Source organism: Parabacteroides sp. AF19-14, assembly GCF_003635485.1.
GTDB lineage: Bacteria > Bacteroidota > Bacteroidia > Bacteroidales > Tannerellaceae > Parabacteroides > Parabacteroides distasonis.
The window spans coordinates 24,976-51,302 of the sequence record NZ_QTMJ01000006.1 but is presented as its reverse complement, the minus strand read 5'-3'; the positions used below and the strand labels follow the sequence as shown (position 1 = coordinate 51,302).

Genomic DNA, 26,327 nt, shown 5'->3' with positions numbered 1-26,327 from the left:
AGTTTAATATTCCTCTTCGCTATTCGCTTCGCAAGGTGTTTACCGGATTGCGGGATGCCGCCTTATAACTATGCCTGCTTACGGTCAGTAGCGTAACCATCAATACGATACCGCCGGACAGCAGGCATGTTCCTATGGATATGTCCACCCGATATACGAAATTCTCCAGCCAACAACTCAGCGAATACCACGTGATAGGAACGGCAATCGCGAAAGCGATCCCTACCCAGCCGATAAACCGACGATTTAATAGATACAAGATCTCCTCGGCCGTAGCCCCGTTTACCTTACGGATACCGATTTCTTTCGTACGCTGCCGGATGGCATAGAGAGCCATGCCGAATAATCCGAAGGCGGTTAGCAGGAGGCTGATGATCGAGTACATGATGAGCAAATGTGCCAGTTCGATCGTTTTTCGGTTAGATAACATAAATTCCTCGTATATATCTTGATATTCGAAAGGTACGTTGGGGTTGATCTTTTCCCATGTTTGTTGCAGTAAAGCTAGAGCCTCGGCTCTGCGCTCCTTTTTCAGTCGGATTTGGACGAGGTTATAGGGGGGAGTATGCGTTAGGTAGGTCAAGCTAGGGTAAACCTCTTGTCGTAAGGTTCCTGTATATAGATTCTCCACGATCCCTGCTATAATCGCTATCGGTTCTCCTTCCTTTTCCATCTTCCCGAATTCAGTGTCGTAAAGGCGGACAGGCTTACCCACGGGATTCTCGCCTTTGGGCACGAGCAAACGTGCGTATTGTTCGTTAATATAGACGGGTGTGCTGTATTGTTTTAGAGCCTCTCGCTCTGAGAGTCCTTGATGAATGTTTATCTTCATAACCTTTAGGAAAGTACTATCACCTTCGTATTGGCCTAGCGTATAATTTAGTTCGTTTCCGTTTTCGTCTTTCAAGACCATTGTCCGCAAGTTGAACTGTATGATCCCGCTTCTCGAAAGGCACATCTCTTCTATGGAAGGATAACGCCGGATCTCTTCAGAGAAGGTCTGTATATGGTTCCCATTCCAGTCGGCTATTTCGATGAGGTCCCGGTAACGTTCACCGTTTGTCTGAGTGAGCGTTAGTTGCTGCCGTACGGTTAGCGTGGCGAATACCAGAGCTATTGAGATGGCGAATTGTAAGATGGAGAGCCCGCCTATGATTGTCCGCTTCCGGGTACCGGTGGTGAATGATTTATACTCGGAATGGGAAAGGGAGTTGATCTTATGGCTCATATATAATGAGGGGATAATGGATAGAGCTAGGATGAGTGCCACGATCACAGGTAAGACCTGTCCACTGAAGAAAAATCCCAAGGAGATACGTCCGGAAACGATCCGGTTGAAAGCCGGCAGGAAATCTAGTGTAAGTAATAAGGATAAAAAGAAAGCGATCAGCACGGTAAGGAAAGTATCCAAGAATAGCTGGCGATGGATTTGCCCAGCCGATGCTCCCATCACTTTCTGGGTGTAGATCATCTTTACCTGTTGCAAAATGCGGGAGAAACTTAGGTTGGCATAATTGAAACAGGCGATCACGAGGATTAGGATGGCCGAGAACAAACCAACGTACAGTAAGTCTTTCTGGTTTCGGTGGATATAGGGGATGTATTCTTGTGTATAGGTTTGCTCTTGGAAATAACTCTCTTGGAGGGTATAGAAATAATACTGTCCGGTTCCGTTGAAAGTAGGTACCTTATCATCCTTTAGTTTTTGAGTGAACGTATCGATGTTGAAGAGATCGTTTACCAGTAATAAGGTAGGGCCGCCATTGAATTGGGAGGTAGTGCCTGCCAATGCGTTGAACTTCAAGAATGATTGAGGGTACTCTTTGATAACGGCGGCGACCTCGTAGGTAATCGTCTCGTTCTCATAAGCGTACTTTGCCAAGAAGGTTTTACCGATAGGATCCTCGTTCCCGAAGAATATCTTCGCTTGGTATTCGGTCAACGCAATTGCGTTTGGTTGGGTTAATGCCTTGTTTATATCTCCTGCCATTACCTTGTAAGGGAAAAAGCGAGGAAAGGAGGGATCAGCTCTGACGATCGAGATTGGGTCGAAGCGCTTTTCTCCTATCGTGATGGAGGCGGCATTCTCTATGTTCAGTCGTAAATAATCCTCAACTTCCGGGTATTGGTCTTTTAGCTGCACAGGGATCGGCCCTTTAATAAAAGATACTTTCTCTCCGGAGGTCAAGGGAGAGTCTTGTGCCATATAGATGATATGCGACTTATTGGGATTATGGGCTTCTATCCTAGATTCATAAATGACGTATGAGATCAGTAGGTTGGTACAAGTGATGCCTGCCGCCAGGCTCAATAAGGAAATGACGGCGAACGTCTTGTTTCGCCACCAGCTACGGAATATAAGTTTTAGAGATATGGATTCCATGGTTTTATCTGTTTGTTGGTTCAAAGCTATCCGGTTGCGTGGAATATGGCAAATAAAATCGGAGGAAACGATCGTAAAGAACTGGATTTGTCTAAATATTGGACACTGAGACCCGGGAAAAGATCGTATCTTTGCGTACGAAAAAAAGAGGAGGCTTAATGCGTGACGCGAAGATTATAGTCGTAGATGACAATGAGGCGATATTGAGAAGTCTGCGGACGGTCTTGTCCCATGAGTTTAAGACGATCGTTACCGTATCATCTCCCGTATTATTGCCTGCCCTTTTGCGGAATGGAGATGTGGATTTGGTTTTACTGGATATGAACTTCGGCACTGGAAAGCAAGGCGGAGGGGAAGGACTTTTCTGGTTGGATCGTATCTTGGAGCTTAAGAATCCTCCGGCCGTTATCTTGATAACCGCTTTTGGGGATATCGAGTTGGCTGTATCTTCCCTTAAAAAGGGAGCCACGGACTTTATCGTGAAACCTTGGGATAACGAGAATTTGATTCAAGCACTTACCCACGTCTTGGAACGTCGTGCGGAATCAGATGAGAGAGAGATTTCCTCTGTGGCAGAATCTCTAGTCTCCCATCCTTGTACGTTGGAGGATATGGAGCGGCAGTTTATCGCCGAGGTATTGAAAGAAAAGAAAGGGAACCTGACGCTTGTGGCTCAACAATTGGATATTAGCCGCCAGACCCTTTATAATAAGATGCGGAAATACGGGTTGTAGATTATAAGGAGAGTAACCATGGTTAACCGGAATTTATACCTGAAGATTATAGGGAGCGTTTCCTTAATCGTACTTTTTGCGTTACTTGGATCTGTATTGTTGATAACCGGTATTTCTTATTTTTTATCCTTTGTATGTCTGTGTGTTATCCTGTTGATAACTCTGTTGCTAATCCAGTGGATAAACGGTACAAATCGTAAGATCGCTATTTTCTTCGAGTCGGTTCGTAATGGGAATACAACTTTGCGATACCCGGATAAAACGAATGATCCCTTTGTAAAGGACTTATATGCGGAAATGAATCGGATTATCCTCCTATTCAGTCAAAACCAGAATGAGATGGAAGAGAAGCGCTTGTATTACGAGAGCATCTTGCGGGTACTGACGCATGAGATTCGTAATTCGATTACGCCAATCCGTTCCTTATCTGCTGATCTGTTGAAATATTCCGATACATATACTCCGGAGCAATTACGGGAAGGTTTGGAGGTTATTCATGGGCAAGCGAAAAATCTATCCGCTTTCTTGGATTCCTACCATCGTCTGACGCATCTTCCGGAGCCGGAAAGAACCGAGGTGCCTATAACCTCTTTATTTCGGAAGATGGAACGGTTGTTGTGTGCCGAGGCGGGTAGCGACCGTATTCGTTTCTCCTCTGCGGAAGCTTTAACGGTACATGCGGACCAAAACTTGATTGTGCTGGCTCTGATTAACTTGATCCGTAACGCATTACAGGCGATAGAGGGGCAAGCGGATGCCATCGTCTCCGTAGAAGCCTTGGAGGCTGATGGTAGGGTATATATAACTATAACAGACAATGGCCCCGGCATTTCTCCGGAACTATTGTCTGCTATTTTTACGCCTTTTTTCTCTACGAAGTCCGGTGGTAGCGGCATCGGTCTCAGTATCTCCCACCGCATAATGCGATTGCATGGCGGCGATTTAACCGTTGATTCCTTGCCTGGTGTCCGTACCGAGTTTCGTATGACGTTCTAGAATATGACTTTCTTGATTTTTTCAACAATCAAGTTGAAAGGCTCGGCTTTTACATGGCTGCATATTCTCACAACGTCTCGTTCAGTGTAACCTCCTATTAATTGGCAAATAACGAAGCTTTTCTTTGTTAAGTTTTTTGTTAGCATAGAGTCTTCTAAAGGAAATGTATATTGTGGATTATAGTTTTTGGAAGATATCATAGCTAGGTAAAAGAAATCTTCAGCTGCTTGCAAATCATCGTTTGAGATGACGATAGCCATGTGAGGTTTGGTTATTCCATTAGGAAATAGATAATTGACTTCTACAACATCTCGTTGATGTATTTTCATTCGATGAGATATTTGGATATATATGCTGCCATGGATTGTCTGGAATGGGCTAGAAATAAATCTTTCTCATTCATAGGACTGAAAGGTTGGCTATCGCTTTTCCTTTGGTTGGAAATGTTGTGTTTAGCCATCTTGGGCGACGAAACATTTCTAGTTGGTCTGGTTTTTGTCGTTCTCATATCTTTTGTTTTTATGTTATTGGCAAATATACGTATTTATTTCAAAAGATCTCCTGTTTAAATGGAAAAAGAGATTATGGCTAAAGCTTATGGTATAACTATCGCTTTGGCCATAATCTCTTATAAGATTGTCTGATCAATACCCCAACTCAAATGGTTGCTCTACGGCAGGTACGCCTTCGGACATCCATTTAGGCATTTTATCGTTCTTTAGGTAATGGTTGAAGAATTGGAACATGCGGCGTTGGAAATCGATGCGGTTTGCCATATGCATCGGCCAATGCGGTTCGCCTGTATAATTCAGTAACCAGCAAGGTTTACCTAACCGTTTCATGGCAACGAAATACTCGATACCTTGGTACCAAGGCACATGACCATCGGCATCGTTGTGCATGATCAATATTGGGGTCTGCACCTTATCCATCGTGAACAACGGCGAGTTTTCCAGATAACGAAGCGGAGAACTCCATGGCGTAGCTCCTAAACGGCTTTGTGTATGCTCGTATTGGAAAGAGCGGGCCATGCCGGAACCCCAACGGATACCGCCATAAGCGCTAAACATATTTACGACAGGCGCCCCAGACTCGATAGCGGAGAATAAATTCGTGCGAGTCGCTAAATAAGCTACTTGGTAACCTCCCCAGCTATGTCCTTGCGCACCGATCCCTTTTTCGTCGATATATCCTTTGGCGATCATCATGGTGATACCCGGCATCAAGCAGTTATAGCAGCTTTCTCCCGGATAACCATCTACATAGCGAATGTCCGGGTTGAAGATGACATATTCGTTGCTATTGTATAAGTGATAATCGATCGTAGAACGATGCGGTTCCGGCATACGGTAATTATATAAAGTCTCCGAATTCCGCTCGTAGAAGTTTACCATCATCGGGTACTTCTTGTTCGGATCAAAATTCGCCGGCTTATAAACGACACCTTCCAGTGGACGGCCGTCCAAGGAAATCCATGATACCAACTCGGCGGTACCCCAGATAAAACCTTCCTGCTGTTTGTCTCCGTGTGTCAATTGCACGGATTTCTTGAACGCCAAGGTCGAATAGTGGATATCCGGGTATTGCTGGAAGGTTTCCATCGTATAGATCACGTCATCCGTATTCTTCGCCTTGTTGATAGATCGCAGCATATAATTGCCCGCCAGCAAAGTCTTCGGGGCGGCAGGAGCGGAGAGGCGTGCGTTGTAGAATCCGTATCCTTTTGTGGCCTCGTTGAATCCTTTTAATAATTGCAGTTTGCCGAGGTCGATAAAGCGAGCCTCTTTATCCAGTTGTTCCAAGCGGTAGGAAAGTTTCTCCTTCCTTCCGTTCACGGTCAGGTTGATCGGTGGGGTAGCTGCGGTCGGATCGAATTTCCAGATGTCGTAACGATCATAGATCAAGAGATTTTGATCATTCGCGGTCCAGCCGGCGGCTCCATGCGCATAAGGATAATCGGGAACGTCGTTCTCCTCGTCCCAAGCCGGGAAGCTTTCCGGAGTGGTTAGGCGATATTGCTTACCTTCCGCCAAGGCGATCGTGTACCAGCAGCTATCCGTCTCGCCATACCAATACGCATATTTACCTTGTGGGGAGAGGCGGAAACGGCCATAATCCGCTTGGGCGATTTGCTTGCGCTCCCCGTTATCCAACGATACGGTATAATAGTCGCTGCGTGTGCGGGCCTCCCACATGGAAGACAAAGAATAGGGACGGGAAGTGGAAAGGAGCGCCAAGGCTGCGTCACCCTCGTTACCCAATTGGATATTCGGTAATTCCTCATTCGCCAATTGGAAGATAGAGCCGTTGCCCAGATTATAAACCGCTTGATAGCTTTTCTTTAAGTCTTTTTCCTTGTTATAATTCTGTACGGTATATTGTACGGGCTCATCCCAACTCCAAACCTGTACGTTCGGACGATTCTCGGCTAGTTGGGTCGTGTCTTTTTGCCTCGGCTCCGGTGAGGTACCGAAGAATAGGCGGGAAGCGGATTTCGAGAATTGAAGCATCCCGTTCTCATTGATTACCCATTCAGCAGGGAAAGCCTTGTTTCCACGGGTGGCGATTTCTTTCGCGGGAGCGTTATGTTCGGATAGCCATAAGCTTAACGCTTTGTAAGAAGAATCTTTGTCGGCGCAATATAAGAAAGCCAGCCGTTCCCCTTTCTCGTCGAACGTGGTTTGTTTGAATACGCCTTTTCCCTCTTTGATGAGCGCCGGACTTCCTTTCTCCGGATTCAAAGTGAATATACCCGCTTCTCCTTCCGCCGCGCTCGTGTAATATAGCATACCGCTTTTCTTGGCGAATTGGAAATCCGTTACGGTCGGGAACTGGAAGGTCTTGCTTCCATCCAGCGAACGGACGTACAAAGTGGAGTCCTTCCGGCCTCTTTGATAAGCGATCCAATCCGCCTCGTCCGCTAATTTGAAGGTTTTGAGGGAGTCTATCGTCTCCTTTTTACCGGCGACGGAATAGATTACCAAGGTGTTCATCGGCATCTTGTCCTCTTTCGTCTTCAATACTTTCAGGGAATCTACCGTAGACTTTCCGGGTGTTTGCGTGACAACCAGATAACCCGAGGAAGCGGAGAACGCGAACTTATCGGCCGGAGAAAAAGTGGCGGTCTCTTGCCCTTGGGCCGCATACAAATAAACGGTAGCGTCACCTTCCCAAGGTTCCATCTTGCAAGCTACCCATTTTCCGTTGTCCGAGATCTCCCGGTCCGTGATTCGTTGCCAAGTGATCAGGTCATCAACTGTTAGGCTTTTAGAGGCGTTTTGCGCAAAGGCTGGGGAAAGACTTCCCAGACATGCTACAAAAGCCAAGTACTTTAAGTGTCTCATCGTGGTTGTATATTGATTTTGAAGCAAAGATAATGGCTTTATCAGAATCTTTGTTGCTTTTGACCGGAATTTGCTTCTGGAAAAACACGTACGTGTTTCCGAGAAAACATGTACGTGTTTTTTGTAAAAGTCGTACGTGTTTTCTGGATAAGGTAATGGCGTTTTTAATGTGTTGATTATCAGTGTTCTTTTTGAGCGTTCTAATGATCGCAGTTATAAGCGGCTTACAATGGGCATTATAAAGGTGTTACAATGCCTATTGTAAAGACCTTATAATGGGCATTGTGGTGATAGGAAATTCCTTTGGTCAACGGTAGGAAAAAAGGTTTGTAAGTGGTTAGTTATTCACTTCCCAAGCCGTAAGTTATTCACTAGGTATAGCCGTAAGTTATTCACTCGACAAGCCGTTAGTTATTCACTTGGGAGACCCAAAACAGGGCAGTTTATATTGAATATGTTATTTATTGTAGGAAGATTTTTAGTAAGCCTTTATTCAATGTACGCACGTACATTATATTATATACATGAAAATGAACGGTGAAAACGATCGTTTAGATTAGTCTTTTGCAAAGGTACGCGTTTCTTTGACACTTGCAACCCTTCCTTGCTATTTTTTTTGCCCCTTATCGGCTTTCTTATCAATAGAATAGCCTATCCTTTACGAAACAACCGATTCGGCAGACGAACCTCTCTTTTTCCTCCTTTAAAAACGCAAGATCTAAACGATGGTTTAGACTAGTCGTTTTCTAACGGTAGTCTGCTATCAGAAAATAGCTAAGTGCTTAATTAACACTATTATTAATATTAAATTCTAAATTATGAACAGAAAGATTTCTACATTGTTAACGGCGGGTCTGCTTGTGGCGGGGTCGCTGTGCGGTAGTGCCTTCGCTCAGACGGTTTCCATTAAAGATTTGACCGGAATCGGATCTACAGCAGCGAATGAACTGAAAAACGGGGCTCGATATGTGATGGTAGATGCCTCTTCATCGCTAGCCTATGGTCATGAAATAAGCACTACTACCGGTAAGATTGTTGAGGTAGGGGAGACTATAAACACTCCGATTTTTTACGATGACAGCGATAGCAAAGACGACGTTAAGAAGTACATTTGGACGGTCAGCGTGACAGAGGCTCCGAGAGGTTTCTTCTCTTATACCCTCACCAATGCAGAGACTGGAAAGGCGTTGAGATACAACAGCGCATATAATGCGATAGAGAAAGACCCGACAGCGAAAGCCGAGGATACCTTTAAGGATTTCGTGTTTGAGGCTACAAGTACTGTCACTTCTACTCCCACTGGTGCGAAGTATTCTGCCTCTAATAACTACATGGTTGCCTATAAAGCGGGTGCGACTACTTGGAACGGTCTGTCATGGTCTGGCAGCCCATTGACCTCTACTGTTGCGATTTCTGCTCCTGCGTTCTATGAGGTTAAATCCGAGAAACTTGAGGATGCCTCCGAGTTGAACGCATTATATAACACTTCCGGATTCTCATTCGCATCCAAACGTCTTACCGATCAAACTGCGGAGCCGAATGGTAACTTGTTCAATACGAAGAGGGTGGTAGCTCGCTATGTGTCTAGCGCTATTGATGTTGACGCTACTCAGTATCCTTCTTATGCGGGTGGAAATGATGATTTACGTATCGAGCCGGGTATGTATTTCTTCACGGAGAACGCTCCGAAAGATGGTGCTGATTATAAAGAATGGATGAACGCTACGATCTTGGTCGTAAGCTCAACTGAGACTGTTGAGGCAACAAACGCAGGACGTGCCTCTGGTGACGGTTTCGCCTTGACTGAGGTGAAAGTCAGCGACTTGAACTTCTATCAAGGTACGGATGATGCTTGGAAGACAGCAGGTAACGAGATCTCTATCAATAACGCTAAGTTCCGTGTACAGAAGAGCTATGTGGACGCTTATCCGTATGAGCTGAACGTAGACGGCTTCCGTTATCGCAAGCAAGGCAGCAAAGCTGAGCATGGAGAAGCAAATGTTAAGTTGCATGTGTTGGAACATAATGACGATTTCTTCTTGACGACTACGCATGATATAGCTAACGACCAGTTCATCTTCCAGTTGGCTGCCGCCGGTATGAAGAAAGGTATCGATTTGTTGAATACAGAGGCTAAGGTTGCCGCTTACACGATCCGTATCTTAGACGGTAAGGAATATGCGCCATCTACCGATAATATCGACAAGAAAGACATCAAGAGCGTATACGGCAAGTACTTGACGAACGCTGTTAACAACGCTTCTCAATTCGAGTTGGTAGCTAAGGCTAAGGTTCTTTCTCAATTGGAGACTCCGGCTTATCAATGGGCTATTTCCAGCGTAGACGATACATATAAGGTGACATTCACGAACCGTGAGACCGGCGAGTATTTCACAGCAAGCTTGTTCCCGAAGACTGATTTGGGTGAGAATGTTTACGAACTGGCTGTTGCTAATAATGAGAAGGTTACTGCTATCTATGTAAACGAGAACACATACAATGAGACAGAGGGTGGCGACGCAAACTTGCAACAACTAATCGTTGAGTTGACTCCGGCTGAGGTTGATCCGTACGCAGGTTTCTTGAACCTAGACGATGAGACTTTGGTGACGATGGCTTTCGCTCGCGATAACAACGAGACTTCCAATAAGTGGTATGCGGCTGTTAAGAATCAAATCGGTTCTACAACTGAATTCCAATTAAACAAGAACGGTAAGTTCTCTAACGAGGTATTTGGTGCCGCTCAATGGCAATTGGTAAAAGAGGATAACAAACGTACGATCATCGAGCGTAGCTTCGTTTACAATAGGGATGGCCGTGTGACGGTACAGGCTAGAGCAGATAAGGGCTACGCTTATGTTTATCAGTTGCAGTATATCAATGATGGTATCGAGACTGAGAGATATTTCCCGCAAGGAGGAACTTTCGTTGACGAGAACGAATCGTTAGTTCGTGAAGATAACGCTCGATTCGTGATCAAGTTGGCCGCCGATGGTTCTGTTTACTTGATTCCGGTTACAAGTACAAGCGCATCTATCGCTTCAATTTTGAACGAGAATACGAAGTCTGTTGTAGACGCTACTTATGATGCAAGCAACGACATATGTGAATATGACACTCCGTCTTCAGTTTACGCATGGCCGTCAACTTCTACACAACAAGATTGGTTATTGAATACCTACTTGATCGTAGAGGCTCCGGAGATCAGCTATCCGGCAGAGGAAGGTCATATCTCTTTGGTAGGAGAGAGCAATTATGTTTCCATGAACGAGAATCGCGACGGTATCGTTGTTAATGAGAACCAATATTCTTTCTACTTGCAAGTAACCGATGAGGACGCTGTTGTTCCTTCCTTCTATATCTCTAACAAGGGTACGGTTGAAAATGGTGACAGACTGTTCTTATTCAACCCGGCAGACTCTGTAAGCTATTATGTGGCAGACGGTACATACGACAGAAAGTATCAATGGAACGAGGATGATACGAAGGCTATCTTTAAGCCGGCTACTCTTTGGGAAACTAAGGATACTTTGACTACAGTCGTTAAGGGTAATAAGGTTTCTGTAGCTAAGGAGGCTGATGATGAGGGCGTATTAGGCGGTTTGGATTACTTCAAGGTTCAGATCATCCAGTGTGAGGATAATGAGAACGAATATCGTATCCGTTCTGTAGCTAAGAAGGGCTCTTATTTGTATAGCATTAACGAGAAGTTGTCTTGGAGCGGTGACAAGAAAAACGCTATGCGTTTCACGATCTCTGCGGGCGATCCTACTTCTAACGAGTCTATCGCAGACGCTGCTGAAGGCGTTAAGGTAATCGCAGGCAACGGTGTTGTTGAGATCCAAGGCGCAGCCGGAAAGAACGTGGTTATCACGAACGTTCTTGGTAAGGTTATCACTAGCACGGTTCTTACATCCGACAACGCTACGATCGCCGCTCCTGCGGGTATCATCGTGGTAGCCGTTGATGGTGAGGCCGCTGTTAAGGCAGTCGTTAAATAAGAATAATGACGATAAATAACATAAATCGAAAATGCATTCCTGCGGGAGTTGTAGTGATTCAAGTACCCCGTGAGGGCGAACAGGCGGGAATGGATTAATATTAATACTAAAGTAATAAATTAAAGTTCATCTGCCGTTACCTCCGTGAGGAGCGAGGGCGGAAAAGGAATAAGCCCCGGCCGGTTCGTCCAGTCGGGGCTTTATTGGTTTGGAGATTCCGGTTTTACTCAGTAGGGGAATCAGCTTCAAGACAGTTCTGTTGAAGATGTATCGTGTTGTGGCAATAAGATGTATCATGTTGCAAGGATAAGATGTATCATGTTGTGCCATTCGTTAAAGCTTAAATGGCAAAGCTGCGCTTTTTATACCGCTTTCTTATAGGTTTCAGTAGGATAAATGTAGATGTTATTGAAAAATGTATATCTTTGCTTACTATTAGAAGGAAAAGCAAATGAGGAAGTTTATGAGAAAGATCGGATTGTTGTTGATTGCCGTGATGATGATTTTACCGGCGATGGCTCAGGTTTCTTTCGGCGTACGTGCCGGAGGCGCTTATTCTTCGTTGATCCAGAAGGTGGAGGATACGTATGAGGCGGGAGCCCGCTTCGGTTTCAGCATAGCGGGTTTGGCGGATATTCCTTTGAGCAAGAATAAAAAATGGTCGCTTCGTCCTGAGGTGGCGTTCGTGAACCAAGGTGGCGCTTATTATTCGAATCAGGATATACATGGGATGGCGCTTCATAATAAATGTTGGTATTACTCTTTGCAGATTCCCGTGAATGTGGCTTATACATTTACCTTCACGGACGTTCATCTGTCCGTATTCGCCGGTCCTACCTTTGATTGGTCCTTGTTTGGCAAGATGAAGAGCCGGGAGACCAATCCGGATCTCCATTTCGGCGTGTCCGATGAGAAGGACTTGAAACCTTGCGACTTTGGCATGAATGTCGGCCTATCGGTAGAATATAGTAACTTTTTCTTCTCCGTAAGCTCCCTATGCGGCATGATAGACCGCCGGGCCTTGAAGCGTGACGGCGAGACTTCCGTTTACCAGAATAACGTGACGTTCTCATTGGGATATTACTTCCGGAAATAGGATATGACTTATAATGATAAAAAAATAGAGTTTGCCGTTTTTTGTATCGAGGAGGTCGCTAAGCGGTTGAATGAACTTCCAGAGAATGTTTATCGTAAGCTCGAATGTTCTGGCTTAATGGATGATTTCATTATAGGTTGTTATGACGCTTTACATACGGAAAGCCGGGAGCATATTGTAGATGATATCATAGAGGCTCTTAGGAATCGGGAGAAAGGAGGGGCTTCATGCTAAAAGTATACCATGGCTCTACGTTGTGCGTGAGTAACCCTTTAGCGGGTGCTTGTCGGGATAATCTTGATTTTGGAAAAGGCTTTTACGTGACTGACTTAAAAGAGCAAGCGGAGACATGGGCTAAACGGGTCGCTATGGTAAAGAATTGCGAGGAGGCTTATTTGAACGTCTATAATCTGGATATTGAAACGATAAGGTTGGAATATCGTGTGCTGAGTTTTAGCTCATACGATAATGATTGGTTAGATTTCGTGATATCTAGCAGAAGAGGTGAGTGTCCGTGGAAAGGATACGACATGGTGGAAGGTGGTGTCGCTAACGATCGGGTATTTAATACGATTGAGCTTTATTATACAGGACTGATCCCGAAAGAAGAGGCGCTTAGACGTCTTCGTTTTGAAAAGCCCAATAACCAATTATGTCTGATCAATCAATCATTATTGGATAGCTGCTTGTTTTTTGTGGAAGCCATTCTATTAATAAAGGAGGGAGAGCTTTATGTCCCAAGCAAATGAAATATTACTCCAGATGAAATATGCCCGTATTATAAACGGTCTGGCTGAGCGGCTGCATATTGATAACCGTAAAGCGTTGCGTCTTTTCTATGAATCGAATACTTATGTCTATTTGCGGAAAAAAGTGGGAGACTTGCATTGTATGAGCGATGCTTACTTGATTGATGAGCTCATGATTGAATATACGAACAAGCAAGGATCTTAATAACTTGAAAAATAGTAGGATTTGTTTGGAAGTTCGGATAAAAGCCGTACCTTTGCAAGCCGATTATTATCAAATTGTACTAAGAGTTTAGTTCTTAGCACGTTGTTGCATCATGTGTCCGTTGTGACAATGTTGGTAAGGCTAGTTTTTTGAGTTATTAATTAATTTAATTTTTAAGCAGTGGATACTTTAAGTTTTAAGACCATTTCTGCAAACAAGGCAACTGTAAACAAAGAGTGGGTCATTGTTGATGCTGAAGGCCAGACGTTAGGTCGCCTTTGCGCTAAAGTAGCGAAGCTTTTGCGCGGTAAGTACAAACCCAATTTCACTCCGCACGTTGACTGTGGTGATAACGTAATCATCATCAATGCAGACAAAGTCGTTCTGACTGGTAACAAGTGGAACGATCGTATTTATTTGAGATATACCGGATATCCCGGTGGACAGATCGAGTATACTCCGGCTGATCTTTTGAAGAAAGGTGGCGACCGTCTGTTCCGTAAAGTAGTAAAAGGTATGTTGCCTAAGAACCGTCTGGGTGCAAAGTTGTTGAACAACATGTACGTTTATGAGGGAACTGAGCACAAGCACGAGGCTCAACAACCTAAGTTAATCGATATAAACTCATATAAATAATCACGATGGAAGTAGTAAATGCAATAGGAAGACGTAAAGCGGCAGTCGCTCGCGTATTCGTTAGCGAAGGTACGGGAAAGATCACGATCAACAAACGTGAGCTGGAAAAATACTTTCCTTCTTCAATCCTTCAGTTTATCGTAAAGCAGCCGTTAGCAAAGTTGAACGTCGCTGAGCAATATGATATTAAGATCAACCTTGACGGTGGTGGTTTCAAAGGTCAGTCTGAGGCTGCCCGTTTGGCTATCTCTCGTGCGTTGATAAAGATTAATCCGGAAGATAAGGCTGTCTTGAGAGCGGAAGGATTCGTAACTCGCGATCCTCGTGCTGTTGAGCGTAAGAAACCGGGTCGTCCGAAAGCTCGTAAGAGATTCCAGTTCAGTAAACGTTAATGTTATTTGTGAGTCCCTTACAAGTAAAGCGAAGCGTTTAGTATCTAAATTATCGGGATTCTTTTTACATGTGGACATGCGGAAAGACTACCTGATGGTTGAAATTAAACAAAGAAAGTAAACGATTTAAGAAAAAAACAATGTCAAGAGTAAATTTTGATCAATTATTAGAGGCTGGTGTACACTTCGGACACTTAAAAAGAAAGTGGAATCCCGCTATGGCTCCTTATATCTTCATGGAGCGCAATGGTATTCATATCATTGACCTTTATAAAACAGTTGCTAAAGTAGACGAAGCCGCTGAAGTTATGAAGAACTTGGCTAAACAAGGCAAGAAAGTTCTTTTCGTGGCTACCAAAAAACAAGCTAAACAAGTTGTCGCTGATAAGGCTGCTTCCGTAGGTATGCCTTACGTTATCGAGCGCTGGCCGGGTGGTATGTTGACCAACTTCCCGACGATCCGTAAAGCTATCAAGAAGATGGCTACTATCGATAAGATGACAAAAGATGGTACATTTGATAATCTTTCTAAGAGAGAAAAACTTCAAATCACTCGCCAACGCGCTAAGTTGGAGAAGACTTTAGGTTCTATCGTAGACCTTACTCGTCTTCCGTCAGCGTTGTTCGTTGTAGACGTGATGAAAGAGCATATCGCTGTTCGTGAGGCTAACCGTTTGGGTATCCCTGTATTCGGTATGGTTGATACGAACTCTAATCCGAACAATATCGACTACGTTATCCCGGCTAACGATGACGCTACAAAGTCTGTAGAGGTTATCTTGGGCGCTATCTGCGAGGCTATGAACGAAGGCTTGCAAGAGCGTAAGGCTGAGAAAATTGACGCAGAGGCTGCTGAGGAAGCTCCGAAAAGAGAGCGTAAGGCGAAAGCTGCTGTTAAGAAAGAACGTACGAAGAAAGAAGACGACGATGCGTTGAACGCTAACGTTGCCGGTAAGTTCGCGAAAGACGAAGAATAATTCGATTGACAATTGACGTTGACAATTGACAATTAGAATACAAATACAATGGGCAGTTGGCTTTTGACAGGATTTGTCAATTGGCAACTGTCCATTGTCAATTTTTGAAAGTATAAACATTTTAAAGATAAAGGAAATAAGATTATGGCTGTAACAATGGCTGATATTACCAAGCTGCGCAAAATGAGTGGAGCTGGTATGATGGACTGTAAGAAGGCTTTGACAGAGTCTGACGGTGACATCGAGAAAGCAATGGAAATTATCCGTAAAAAAGGACAGGCTATCGCCGCTAAACGTTCTGATCGTGAGGCTGCCGAGGGTTGTGTGTTAGCTAAGAAGGATGGCGAGTTTGCCGCTATCATCGCTTTGAAGTGCGAAACAGACTTCGTGGCTAAGAATGAGGACTTCGTAGCTTTGACTCAGGCTATCTTGGACGCTGCCGTGGCTAACAAATGCCGTACTTTGGACGAGGTGAAAGCTTTGCCTATGGGCAAGGGTACTATCCAAGAAGCTGTTACGGATCGTAGCGGTATCACTGGCGAGAAAATGGAGTTGGATGGCTACTGCGTAGTTGAAGGTGCTTACACTACTGTATACAACCATATGGGTAAGAACCAACTTTGTACGATCGCCGCTTTCAACAAGGAGTCTGAGGAAGCCGCTCACAATATCGTTATGCAGATCGCCGCTATGAACCCGATCGCTATCGATGAGGCTGGTGTTCCTGAGTCTGTAAAAGAGAAAGAGATCCAGGTTGCTATCGAGAAGACGAAGGCTGAGCAGGTACAGAAGGCTGTAGAGGCTGCATTGAAGAAGGCTGGTATTAATCCTTCGCATGTAGATAGCGAGGCTCACATGGAAAGTAACATGGATAAGGGCTGGATCACGGCAGAGGATGTAGCTAAGGCTAAAGAAATCATCGCTACTGTTTCCGCTGAGAAGGCGGCTAACTTACCTCAACAGATGATCGAGAATATCGCTAAGGGTCGTCTGGGCAAGTTCTTGAAAGAGGTTTGCTTGTTGAACCAAGAAGACATTATGGATGGCAAGAAGACTGTAAGAGAGACAATGAAGGAGATCGATCCTGAGTTACAAATCTTGGCGTTCAAACGTTTCACTTTGCGTGCTGAATAATTGCGGTAACGTATTTGATATAAAGAAAAAGGCGGTACAACCCAATGTATCGCCTTTTTTATGAAGTATAGCTTACTTGCCCATAGAAGATATACTTACTTGTCCAATGCAGTATATCTTACTTTGCCAAGTAAGTATATCTGTTTAATTTTTTCTTATTTCAATGCGGCCAACGCATCCTTAATACGTTTGATCGCCTCCACGATATTCTCATCGCTGGTAGCGTAACTCATGCGGATACACTCAGGTGCCCCGAAAGAGGTACCACCTACGCAAGCTACGTGCGCTACTTCTAAGAGATACATAGCTAAGTCATCAGCGTTGTTGATTACACGGGTTCCATCTGTCTTGCCGTAATAATAACTACATTTGGGGAATAAGTAGAAGGCGCCTTCCGGCTTATTCACCTCGAAGCCCGGAACTTCTTTCGCTAAATTAACGATTAAGTCACGACGACGTTCGAAGGCCTTGCGCATTTCCTCAACGGGTTCTTGTGAGCCTGTATAAGCCGCTTCCGCCGCTTTTTGAGATACGGAGCAAGGGCCAGAGGTATATTGTCCTTGTAATTTATTAACCGCTTTCACGATCCATTCCGGTCCGGCGATGAAACCGATACGCCAGCCAGTCATCGCATACGCTTTGGAAACGCCGTTTACGATAACCGTACGGTCTTTCATTCCTTTGATAGAAGCGATGCTGTTGTGTTTACCAATATAGTTAATATGTTCGTAGATCTCATCCGCTATAACGATGATATCCGGATGCTTTTTCAATACTTCCGCTAAACCTGCCAATTCCTCGGCGCTGTAAACAGAACCCGTCGGGTTGGAGGGAGAGCAAAGGATTAACGCTTTTGTCTTAGGTGTAATAGCGGCTTCCAGCTGAGCTGGAGTGATCTTGAAATCTTGCTCGATACCAGCCGGAACGATAACGGGAGTTCCTTCCGCTAACTTCACCATCTCCGGATAGCTTACCCAGAAAGGGGCAGGGATGATAACCTCGTCCCCCGGATTTACCAATACCATGACCGTGTTACAAACGGATTGTTTGGCACCGTTTGCGCAAGAGATCTGGCCTGCTGTATATTCCAGTCCATTCTCGTTCTTCAATTTGGCAACGATAGCATTACGTAATGCCGGATAACCCGCTACGGGAGAATAACGTGAGAAATTATCGTCAATCGCCTTCTTTGCGGCTTCTTTAATGAAGTCGGGAGTATTGAAATCGGGTTCTCCCACACTTAAGTTGATAACATCGATACCTTGAGCTTTCAACTCACCGCTCTTTTGTGACATCGCCAATGTTGCTGAAGGCGATAAACTCGCTAAACGATCTGAGACTTGTGTCATGACATTGCTTTTTGTATAGGTTGTTTTATTATTATGCGACAAAAGTAATCAATAATCGGAATTCTTGCAACGTTCTGATAACTATTTAATGTTATGCAGCACATGCCCCATACGTTCTTTCTTCGTTTTCATGTAGAATTCGTTGTATGGATTTGGTTTCACCTCGATAGGAACGTTCTCTACTACCTCAAGTCCGTAAGCTTCCAGACCTACGCGTTTTACCGGATTATTGCTCATCAGGCGCATTTTCGTTACGCCGATATGACGTAAGATCTGTGCTCCGACACCATAATCTCGCTCATCCGCTTGATGGCCTAAATGCAAGTTCGCGTCCACCGTATCCAAACCATCCTCTTGGAGCTTGTATGCTTTCATCTTCTCCATCAATCCGATGCCTCGTCCTTCTTGGTTCAGGTAAACGATAACGCCTTTGCCTTCTTGGTCGATGCGGCGCATAGCCTCGTGCAGTTGCTCTCCGCACTCGCAACGCATGGAACCGAAGATATCACCTGTAGCGCAAGATGAGTGCACGCGTACTAAGATAGGCTCGTCTTTCTCGAATTTACCCTTTATCAAAGCTATATGCTCTAATCCATTGCTTTTCTGGCGGAAAGGAATGAGACGGAAATGTCCGTACTCGGTAGGGAGATCTACCTCTACGCCGTTCTCTACGATCGATTCGGTCCGGAGGCGATAAGCGATCAGGTCCTTGATGCAAATAATCTTGATATCGAATTTCTTGGCTACCTCAATTAATTGCGGCAGACGTGCCATGGTTCCATCCTCGTTGATGATCTCGATCAAGGCTCCGGCGGGATATAAACCGGCTAACCGGGCCAAATCCACGGCAGCCTCTGTATGACCCGCACGGCGAAGTACGCCACGAGAGCGGGCACGGAGCGGATTGATATGTCCGGGACGTCCCAGATCGGATGGCTTGGTCTTTGGATCTGCCAGCGCCAAGATCGTTTCCGCACGGTCGTACATGGAAACGCCGGTCGTACATTTCCCTCCTAATTTATCTACTGTTATCGTGAAAGGAGTACCTAATAAAGAGGTGTTATTGGCAACTTGCATATCCAGCTCCAACTCTTGGCAACGTTCTTCCGTGATCGGGGCGCATAATACACCTCGTCCGTTTTTCAACATGAAGTTGATTTTTTCCGGGGTTACTTTCTCGGCCGCGATGATAAAGTCTCCTTCATTCTCCCGGTCCTCGTCGTCTACAACGATTAAGAACTTTCCTTCACGGAAATCCTCGATAGCTTCTTCGATGGTGTTTAATTGAATCTCGCTCATATTTATTGATTATTTATATCCGAGTTATTTTTTAGCAAATGTAATGAATATATCATATTGATCAGCTCCTTACTGGTCTTTTGTACCATGACGATATCATGCCGTAGCAATTTACGTTGGTACGTAGCCAATAGGTAGATTGGCAATCCCAGTGGGAAGAAAATACCGATAGCCAAGGCAAGTTTCCCGTTTATATGCTTGCTTAGCTTATTATTGTAACCTCCGATGACCGGGTAGTCCATCAATTTATTCAGGAGTAAATTCTGGTCGGAATTACTTAATTCCTCCACGATATTTTCCGTGTCCTGAGCTAACAGTTCCGCTGTGTTATCTTTTCCGCCTTGTTTCCAAAATGTCAGATAATTGATCCAACGTTTATGGTTTGCCAGATAAGTCGTGCTTTCTTCCACCAATTTCTCCAGTTGAGGAAGGGTGGCCTCATAATCGGGGGTGTATATGATAACCTCTTTCCGCTCCACTTTTCTCCCTTCACGCTTACCTATTAAGTTCTTCAAGGCATTCACGTAAGTGTCGGCATTCAAGATAACAGAATCTTTTACCGCTTTATAGGTTAGGAATATACCCATAGGTGTTAGGACCACGGAGCTAAGCCACATACCTTCCCATGCGTCCCAAACGCCGTCGCGTGCCATCTTGAAGCCCATATTATCTATAATATAATAGAAGATAAACAAGATTACCGAGATAACGACCGGTACGCCCAACCCACCTTTACGGATGATGGCTCCTAAGGGCGCTCCGATAAAGAAGAACATGATGCAAGCGAACGATACAGTGAATTTCTTATGCCATTCCGTCAAGTGACGGCGTACCTTATAGGCCTCGTCGCCAACCGTGGCCGCGCGGAAATAATAGTCGGTCTTGATATTCTCGATCGAGGACTTGGCTCGGCCTAATAAAGCCGCTTTACTACTCGGTGCCTGCGCTTGGTAAAGACTGTCGAAATCCAACTTGATGGTAGGAGTGATTACCGGCAGTTTTTCCTGCTGCTCGTCTGGCTGCCCCTCGGCTTCACTCTCTTTTTTAGCCCGTAAGGACTTTAGTGTTTTTACGTATGAGGCATCGTAAATGCTTTTTGCGTTCACGTCCTTGATGCTATCCAAGCGTACGCCCATCGAATCGATAGAGGTTTGTAAATCCTTCAAGTTTTTTCCCATATATTGGTTCTGCATGAAAGATTCGTCGGTACGGTTGAAATTCGCATCGAATTCAATCAAGATATCTTTGCTGCTGAATGATTCTCGTCGATAGGGGACGGCGGTTCTCGCTTGCGTCGTGTTGGCTTGGCTTTTACCTACGTTCTCGAAAGATTCTCCGTTAAATAAAGATAGGACAAGGAATAATTTATCGGCGGATGTCTTTAACCGTCCGGAGTCCGCTACGATTACACGGGCGTTATTGAATCCTTCCGAATAATCATAGATCATCACGTCTTTTAATAAACCGTCCTTCGGGTCCTTTTTCTTCACATATACATTGAATCCGGGAATATCTTTGTAGAATGAACCTTCCGGAATATCCAATTCCGGTGATTTCTGGCGCATGGAATATAATAATGTATATAGCTTGACTTGGACAACGGGCATTACGTTGTTTTGGAAGAAAAAGGCGCCCACGCTCACAAATAGTAGCGTTACGATCAAAGGACGCATGATATGTATCAATGATACCCCGGCAGACTTCATGGCCAGTAATTCCAGACGTTCCCCTAAATTTCCAAAAGTCATTAATGAGGCTAATAGAATAGCCAAGGGAAGTGCCATCGGGACAAGAAACAAGGCCGCATACATAAACATCTCCGCTAGTACAGGGATGCCGAGGCCTTTTCCCACCATATCGTCGATGTATCGCCAAAGAAATTGCATCAACACAATAAACAGACAAATACCGAATGTCATAAGAAACAACGGCAGGAATGTCTGCAGCATAAATGTATATAATCGTTTTATTCTCAACATTGCCTAATCTGGTTGAAGTGGCAAAAGTAGTGTAAAAAACGATAACACCCCACAGATTTCTGTAAAACTACTCTAAATACCAAGCGTTCGCTTCAAATCTTCCACTTGCGAGTCCCATAAATTAATGGAATCTTTTTTCTCCCCGGGTTCGGAGAAATCCGTAATCTCAAGTGCCGTAGAACCTGTTAATTCGATTGTATGGATTATAAATTCGAAATAAGCGCTCTCATCTTCCTCGTCTACCCAGCGGTAACGGATAAAGTTCTCCGGCTTGGAGTCGATCACTGTTGCCTCTTGGGCCTCTTTACTCCATTTAAAGGTATAGAGATTATCATTTATAATGACCTCGTCGGCGAACCAAGCGGAAAGTCCCAAAGCGGTGGTTAGGTGATTCCACAAGCTTCGTCGTGAAACTTTATCGAAAATGTATTCGATATGAAACTTCTCTTTCTTCATTGTTCTTATCCTTATATTTGCCGCAAGATACATAAAAGATTTGAAAACGACTAATTTTAATGATGAAAAAAGTAACTAATAACTAACTGATTAGGTGGAGGCCTTAAAAATTAAGCGAATTTTTTTATTGAAAATGTTGTGTAATTCAAAAATAACCCCTACTTTTGCACCGTCAATAAGAGAGACAGTGACAATAAAATGATGGCGAGATAGCTCAGCTGGTTAGAGCGCATGATTCATAATCATGAGGTCCCCGGTTCAATCCCGGGTCTCGCTACCTAGAAAAGGAGGTCGATTTTTCGATCTCCTTTTTTCTTTTGCTATCAGATGGTCTTTTGGGAGGATAAAAAAACCTGAACAATCTTTCTCGTAAACGATCTTGATTGTTCAGGCAAAATAATTATGTAACCTCGCGGTTATGTTAATTAGGTTTGCCTACATCATAATTTAAGGGTAATTATATATGTAAGCAGGGTCATAGGGTAAAATTTCGCAAATTGCTTTGCTTGATTTATAAATACAAAGATATGTATGTCTAAATGTTTTGAGTGATGGTATTTGTCTCAATAGGAGAATGTATTTCTATCATATAAATAACGCACGCCTCGGAAATCATCTGAAGCGTGCGTTTAGCATATAAAATTTAAATCTAGTTACCCTTGTTTATGTAGTGACCCTGCTGTGATTTTTATATGCTTACCCTAATGTCTGTTGCGAATATATTCATAATATTCATAGGTTGTATCTTTATTTGATCGGTATTTGTATCAGTTTAGTGTGTAAAACTATCAACAGGTGGAGTGGGCCTTGTGATGAAGCGGGTTTCCGTTAATATTTAAATAAAGTTAAGACGGTGTTCGTGTCAATATCATGGGTATTCCTATCACGGAGAATGCGGTTTTTGAGAGAAAAACAGCGCACGCCCGAAATTCTCTAATCTCGTGACGTGCGCCAAAGCATATAAAAATTGAGGGTATCTTAATTCAGTGTTATATGTTGGATAACGGTTGCCCAGTCGGCAATTACAATATTAGCCGAAACTTCTCCAGAGTACTTGAAAGTGATCTCGGTGCGTTTTCCGGGGTTTGCAGCGAATAATTCTCCGTTTTTGTCTTTTTCGCTAGAAAAAATAAGATCACCGTCCTTGTAAAGCTCTATCGTTATATTTTGAGCCGGAAAAATGGCTTGGGCTTCTGTTGTCAAATTACCTTTTTCGTCAAAAGAAGCGGGGAAAGCGAATTCAACCTCTTCTCCTGTTGGGTTGCCATTGTAGTCCAATGAGCTTTTTGTATTTTTAATTCGATATTCAAAATTTCCGGCATTACTCCCTAGATACTTGATCAGTCCTTTCGTTGAAAGCTGGAAAATTGAAGTTTTGCGAATGATTTGTAATTCGTTTGATACGGTGGATTTTGTTGAAGAGTTCTTATGAAGCGTAACTTGTCCATAGAACAAATCGCTCGGAATATTAGCTATGCCGTTATTCTCTTTTAGACTGACTTGCAAATCGGATATAATATTGGCTTTGCTCATGTTTGAAATCTCTTCGTTTCCAGAATTGATTCCACTCCATGCGATCACGGTTATGTCATTACTGTTCGGGCAGTTAATGTCTATAGCCCGGCGAGATAAAATTGTAGATTTGTTTACATTAATCTGCTCGAAGAAATCGTTGTTTTGATCGAAGACAAATAATGTAGCTCCATTCACCTCTCCCTTGGTCGTAATGTCGTTACCATCTGAATTCATTGCTTTTAATACCACGGAGAATGGCACTTCGGCTTGTTCAATAACCTCACTCGTTGTTGCTACTACGTCATTTGAATCATCCGTGCAAGCGGAGAATGACAAAACTGTGAAAATAACAGAAACCGCAAATACGCAATTTGCGAAAAAATTACCCTTTTTCATGACCCTACTTTTTATATGCTTTACCCTTAATCTAAGTGACTTGGTTTTTTTTGACCGCCCCTCAACGGTCTTTCCTTATCACTACATCGCGAATTTATGTATAAAAATCATAGGTTGTATCTTTTATGATGGGTATTTTTATCAAAAAAGTGGGTAAAACTATCATTATACCTCTATGTCCCTTTATTGATGCATGTTTTGGATGATGCTTAAATAATGTTAATTAGTTTGTTCCTATCAATTTGAGTGGTAAATATATCATCGCTGGTCCTTACTGATAGCCTTGCCTCTGTTGTGTGATAGGAATGCAGTTGTTGTTAACGTCTATTAAAACGCCAGTAAAAAACGTTCGTTTAAATCTTGCGTTTTTATGTGTATAAATTATGAAGTCTCATTGATAATCATGTTATTTTTTTATTATTTTTATCCAACTGAATAACTGAAATTTAAATAAAATTTTTGACCTTTGTAAGGCTGCAAAAAAGTTGAAGATAAAAACGCAAGATTTAAACGAACGTTTTTTACTGGCGTTTTATATAAATAACATCTTAATAATCAATGATATGAGATCAAAAGGTTTTAAAGCGAAATTTATGATGGCATTTTGGGGCTTGTTCGTTGAAGCTCATTATATTGCTGCGGCCAATGATACAATGGAGGGCTCTCAAGGAATTCTACCTTTTATCATTTTACTGATAGTGTCCATATGTGTAATAGCTTTTTTGAGTTATTATATGTATAGGTTGAAGAAAGAGTATATTGCCAAAGATGGTGAGCTTATGGCGAGAAACGATGAGCTTCTTCGGTCTGTCGATGCGTTAAGCGTAAAAAATCGGGAGATCCAACAAATGTTGGTCAATAAAATCCGTGAGACTGATAATTGGAATAGGGATAATGAGGTAGAACGGGAGGATTTGAAAAAGCGCCTTGAGGAAATGGAAAAGCTCCATAATTCGTTTTTTGTTGAAACGATTCATGAAATGCGTACTCCACTATCGCTTGTGCTTGGTTCGTTGAGTGAGTTGTTGCAACGTAAAAATGATATTGACTCTAGTGAAGCGACTCAATTATTGTCTGCTTACCGTAATACCTTGGCTCTTCAAGACCTTATCGAGCAATTGCGAAATACCCGTCATGGAGATGACGTGGCAAACCATCTTCGGATAGCTCGTTATGACATGATCAGTATAACAAAGCAGATTTGTGATTTATTCGTGGACTGGATAGCCATGAATAATGTGGAATTTCATATTAATACCCAAACCTCTGTTCTTTGGGTCTGGATAGATCGTCGGAAGATGGAGTTTGCCTTGCGTGTACTTTTATCTAATGCGTTAAAAAATACCTACCGCTTTGGAAAGATCTCGATCAATATTTCCGTGGTGCGCTCGAATGGCAAGGCTTATTGTTCTTTCTCTATCCAAGATGATGGGTTAGGAGAAAGCGAAAGTACCCGTTTGGGTTTGAAACAGATCGTGGATATGACAGAATCCTCCGGCGCTATTTTCGAAGGAATTTCATCGGAGGACGAGACGGGAACCCAATATACGATATTGATTCCTTTGGGGAGAAGCCATTATATGGAACGTGCCGTGGAATTCATCGAGCCGGATGGTGATCTGGTAAAGCTGAATGAGATGCAGAAGGAGGAGATCGCCGAGTTGATCCAAGTTGTTCCGAAAAAGAAAGAGACCGGGAAGAAAATGCTGGTGATTGATGACAGTGATCAGATTCGTTGGTTCCTGCGTCATGTTTTTGCCAGTGAGTATCATGTTTCGGAAGCTCATAATGGCCAGGAGGGTGTAGAGATCGCACGAGCTGAACGGCCGGATCTTATTTTATGTGACGTGATGATGCCCGTTAAAGATGGGCTTGCTACCTGTCGTGAAATCAAAGGCATCCCAGAATTAGCGCAAGTGCCAGTTGTCTTGCTAACCGCAAAGGTAGAGAGTGAGGATGTTATAGCTGGCATTGAATGTGGCGCCGATGATTATATAACCAAGCCATTCGATGTAGAGGTGCTACGAAGTAAGGTAAACAGTTTGTTGAAACGTAGGGATGAGATGAGACGTTTCTATACGTCGAGTCCTGTAGGTGCGCATCCCGAGGTAGAGAAAACGGTAAAGAAAGATGATTCCCCTTCCAATCTTTTTATGGATGCGGTTATCTCGACGATCGAGAAACATTTGGATGACCCTAGTTTTGAGGCGAAGATTTTGGCGGATTCTTTAAACATGAGTCTCCCTACATTATATAGAAAGATAAAACTCTACTCGGATAGTAGTATATTGGAGCTTACCCGTATGGTACGTTTGAAGAAAGCCGCCGAACTGATCAGTATGCAGCGATACTCTATCCAAGAGGTTTCGGAAATGGTCGGCTTCAACGATACCGCCACTTTCCGTAAGCGTTTTACGGAACAATACGGCGTCACTCCTTCACAGTATCTGCCGGGTAAGAATTAATCGTTTTGCCATTTCCCGAAAATCGCCGGGGAATGGCAAAATTTTTTAGTTGTTTTTTGATACGATATTTTTCAACCTCTTTTTGATAGCCTTACAACGGTGCTAATCAGCCCGGAAATATCCCGAATGAAAATTTATAGTTTTACCTCTTATTTATGAAAGTAACACCTATTTACTTTTTTTTATAGTCCAAATACCTTTGCGATGTCATCAACGAACAA

General features: G+C 43.5%; 20 protein-coding genes and 1 tRNA gene. 13 read left to right on the top strand and 8 right to left on the bottom strand.

The genetic code is table 11. The features are described 5' to 3' along the window. Positions 1 to 19 precede the first annotated feature (19 nt). Positions 20 to 2,383, bottom strand: coding sequence for an ABC transporter permease (locus tag DWX33_RS08005; RefSeq protein ID WP_122380159.1), 2,364 nt, complete (start codon positions 2,381 to 2,383; stop codon positions 20 to 22). Between the two features lie 158 nt (positions 2,384 to 2,541). On the opposite strand from DWX33_RS08005, the gene DWX33_RS08000 reads away from it, so the two are divergent. After that, positions 2,542 to 3,117: a response regulator gene (locus DWX33_RS08000; protein WP_005867508.1), complete on the top strand. Its 576-nt coding sequence runs from the start codon at positions 2,542 to 2,544 to the stop codon at positions 3,115 to 3,117. 18 nt (positions 3,118 to 3,135) lie between these two features. Beyond that, positions 3,136 to 4,113, top strand: coding sequence for an ATP-binding protein (locus DWX33_RS07995; protein WP_005867510.1), 978 nt, complete (start codon positions 3,136 to 3,138; stop codon positions 4,111 to 4,113). Here DWX33_RS07995 and DWX33_RS07990 read toward each other — a convergent pair. Both DWX33_RS07990 and DWX33_RS07980 read right to left on the bottom strand, forming a co-directional pair. Continuing rightward, entirely contained in the window at positions 4,110 to 4,442 is a 333-nt protein-coding gene (locus DWX33_RS07990) for a type II toxin-antitoxin system PemK/MazF family toxin (protein ID WP_008772819.1), read from the bottom strand. The genes DWX33_RS07995 and DWX33_RS07990 overlap by 4 nt on opposite strands. 315 nt (positions 4,443 to 4,757) lie before the next feature. Further along, positions 4,758 to 7,457 carry a prolyl oligopeptidase family serine peptidase gene (locus DWX33_RS07980; protein WP_122380158.1) on the bottom strand — a complete coding sequence of 900 codons (2,700 nt, stop codon included), beginning with the start codon at positions 7,455 to 7,457 and terminating at the stop codon, positions 4,758 to 4,760. An 818-nt stretch (positions 7,458 to 8,275) separates the two neighbouring features. Here DWX33_RS07980 and DWX33_RS07975 point away from each other — a divergent pair. From DWX33_RS07975 to tsf, 9 genes are all read left to right on the top strand, one after another. Beyond that, a complete protein-coding gene (locus DWX33_RS07975; RefSeq protein ID WP_122380157.1) occupies positions 8,276 to 11,458 on the top strand; it encodes a DUF6383 domain-containing protein in 3,183 nt (1,060 codons plus the stop codon). 463 nt (positions 11,459 to 11,921) lie between these two features. Next, a complete protein-coding gene (locus tag DWX33_RS07970) occupies positions 11,922 to 12,554 on the top strand; it encodes a porin family protein (RefSeq protein WP_008777864.1) in 633 nt (210 codons plus the stop codon). Positions 12,555 to 12,557: 3 nt separating this feature from the next. Beyond that, positions 12,558 to 12,788: a DUF3791 domain-containing protein gene (locus tag DWX33_RS07965; RefSeq protein ID WP_121772024.1), complete on the top strand. Its 231-nt coding sequence runs from the start codon at positions 12,558 to 12,560 to the stop codon at positions 12,786 to 12,788. Further along, on the top strand, positions 12,782 to 13,303 hold the full coding sequence (locus DWX33_RS07960; RefSeq protein ID WP_181987506.1) for a DUF3990 domain-containing protein: 522 nt from the start codon (positions 12,782 to 12,784) through the stop codon (positions 13,301 to 13,303). Before DWX33_RS07965 ends, DWX33_RS07960 begins: the two co-directional genes overlap by 7 nt. A 13-nt stretch (positions 13,304 to 13,316) precedes the next feature. Further along, complete coding sequence (locus DWX33_RS22515; protein ID WP_229033138.1) at positions 13,317 to 13,508, top strand: DUF3791 domain-containing protein; 192 nt, start codon at positions 13,317 to 13,319, stop codon at positions 13,506 to 13,508. Positions 13,509 to 13,688: 180 nt separating this feature from the next. Next, the gene (gene rplM, locus DWX33_RS07955) at positions 13,689 to 14,144 is read left to right on the top strand and encodes a 50S ribosomal protein L13 (RefSeq protein ID WP_005859486.1); all 456 of its coding nucleotides are present in this window, start codon (positions 13,689 to 13,691) and stop codon (positions 14,142 to 14,144) included. A gap of 5 nt (positions 14,145 to 14,149) precedes the next feature. Then, positions 14,150 to 14,536: a 30S ribosomal protein S9 gene (gene rpsI / locus DWX33_RS07950; RefSeq protein ID WP_005859484.1), complete on the top strand. Its 387-nt coding sequence runs from the start codon at positions 14,150 to 14,152 to the stop codon at positions 14,534 to 14,536. A gap of 140 nt (positions 14,537 to 14,676) precedes the next feature. After that, complete coding sequence (gene rpsB, locus DWX33_RS07945) at positions 14,677 to 15,513, top strand: 30S ribosomal protein S2 (RefSeq protein ID WP_005859482.1); 837 nt, start codon at positions 14,677 to 14,679, stop codon at positions 15,511 to 15,513. A 144-nt stretch (positions 15,514 to 15,657) separates the two neighbouring features. Further along, positions 15,658 to 16,647: a translation elongation factor Ts gene (tsf, locus tag DWX33_RS07940; protein WP_005859480.1), complete on the top strand. Its 990-nt coding sequence runs from the start codon at positions 15,658 to 15,660 to the stop codon at positions 16,645 to 16,647. A 155-nt stretch (positions 16,648 to 16,802) separates the two neighbouring features. Here the strand turns inward: tsf and DWX33_RS07935 are convergent, their stop codons facing one another. From DWX33_RS07935 to DWX33_RS07920, 4 genes are all read right to left on the bottom strand, one after another. Next, entirely contained in the window at positions 16,803 to 17,996 is a 1,194-nt protein-coding gene (locus DWX33_RS07935; protein ID WP_121960662.1) for a pyridoxal phosphate-dependent aminotransferase, read from the bottom strand. Positions 17,997 to 18,077: 81 nt separating this feature from the next. Beyond that, complete coding sequence (locus tag DWX33_RS07930; protein ID WP_005859476.1) at positions 18,078 to 19,295, bottom strand: bifunctional 3,4-dihydroxy-2-butanone-4-phosphate synthase/GTP cyclohydrolase II; 1,218 nt, start codon at positions 19,293 to 19,295, stop codon at positions 18,078 to 18,080. Positions 19,296 to 19,297: 2 nt separating this feature from the next. Then, entirely contained in the window at positions 19,298 to 21,244 is a 1,947-nt protein-coding gene (locus DWX33_RS07925; protein ID WP_057328304.1) for an LptF/LptG family permease, read from the bottom strand. 102 nt (positions 21,245 to 21,346) lie between these two features. Then, positions 21,347 to 21,730 carry an START-like domain-containing protein gene (locus DWX33_RS07920; RefSeq protein ID WP_005867543.1) on the bottom strand — a complete coding sequence of 128 codons (384 nt, stop codon included), beginning with the start codon at positions 21,728 to 21,730 and terminating at the stop codon, positions 21,347 to 21,349. A 203-nt stretch (positions 21,731 to 21,933) separates the two neighbouring features. On the opposite strand from DWX33_RS07920, the gene DWX33_RS07915 reads away from it, so the two are divergent. Next, positions 21,934 to 22,007: transfer RNA gene (locus DWX33_RS07915), tRNA-Met, on the top strand. 701 nt (positions 22,008 to 22,708) lie between these two features. Here the strand turns inward: DWX33_RS07915 and DWX33_RS07910 are convergent. Beyond that, positions 22,709 to 23,641, bottom strand: coding sequence for a FimB/Mfa2 family fimbrial subunit (locus tag DWX33_RS07910; RefSeq protein WP_005867545.1), 933 nt, complete (start codon positions 23,639 to 23,641; stop codon positions 22,709 to 22,711). Between the two features lie 563 nt (positions 23,642 to 24,204). Here DWX33_RS07910 and DWX33_RS07905 point away from each other — a divergent pair. Then, a complete protein-coding gene (locus DWX33_RS07905) occupies positions 24,205 to 26,106 on the top strand; it encodes a response regulator (RefSeq protein WP_122297518.1) in 1,902 nt (633 codons plus the stop codon). Positions 26,107 to 26,327 lie beyond the last annotated feature (221 nt).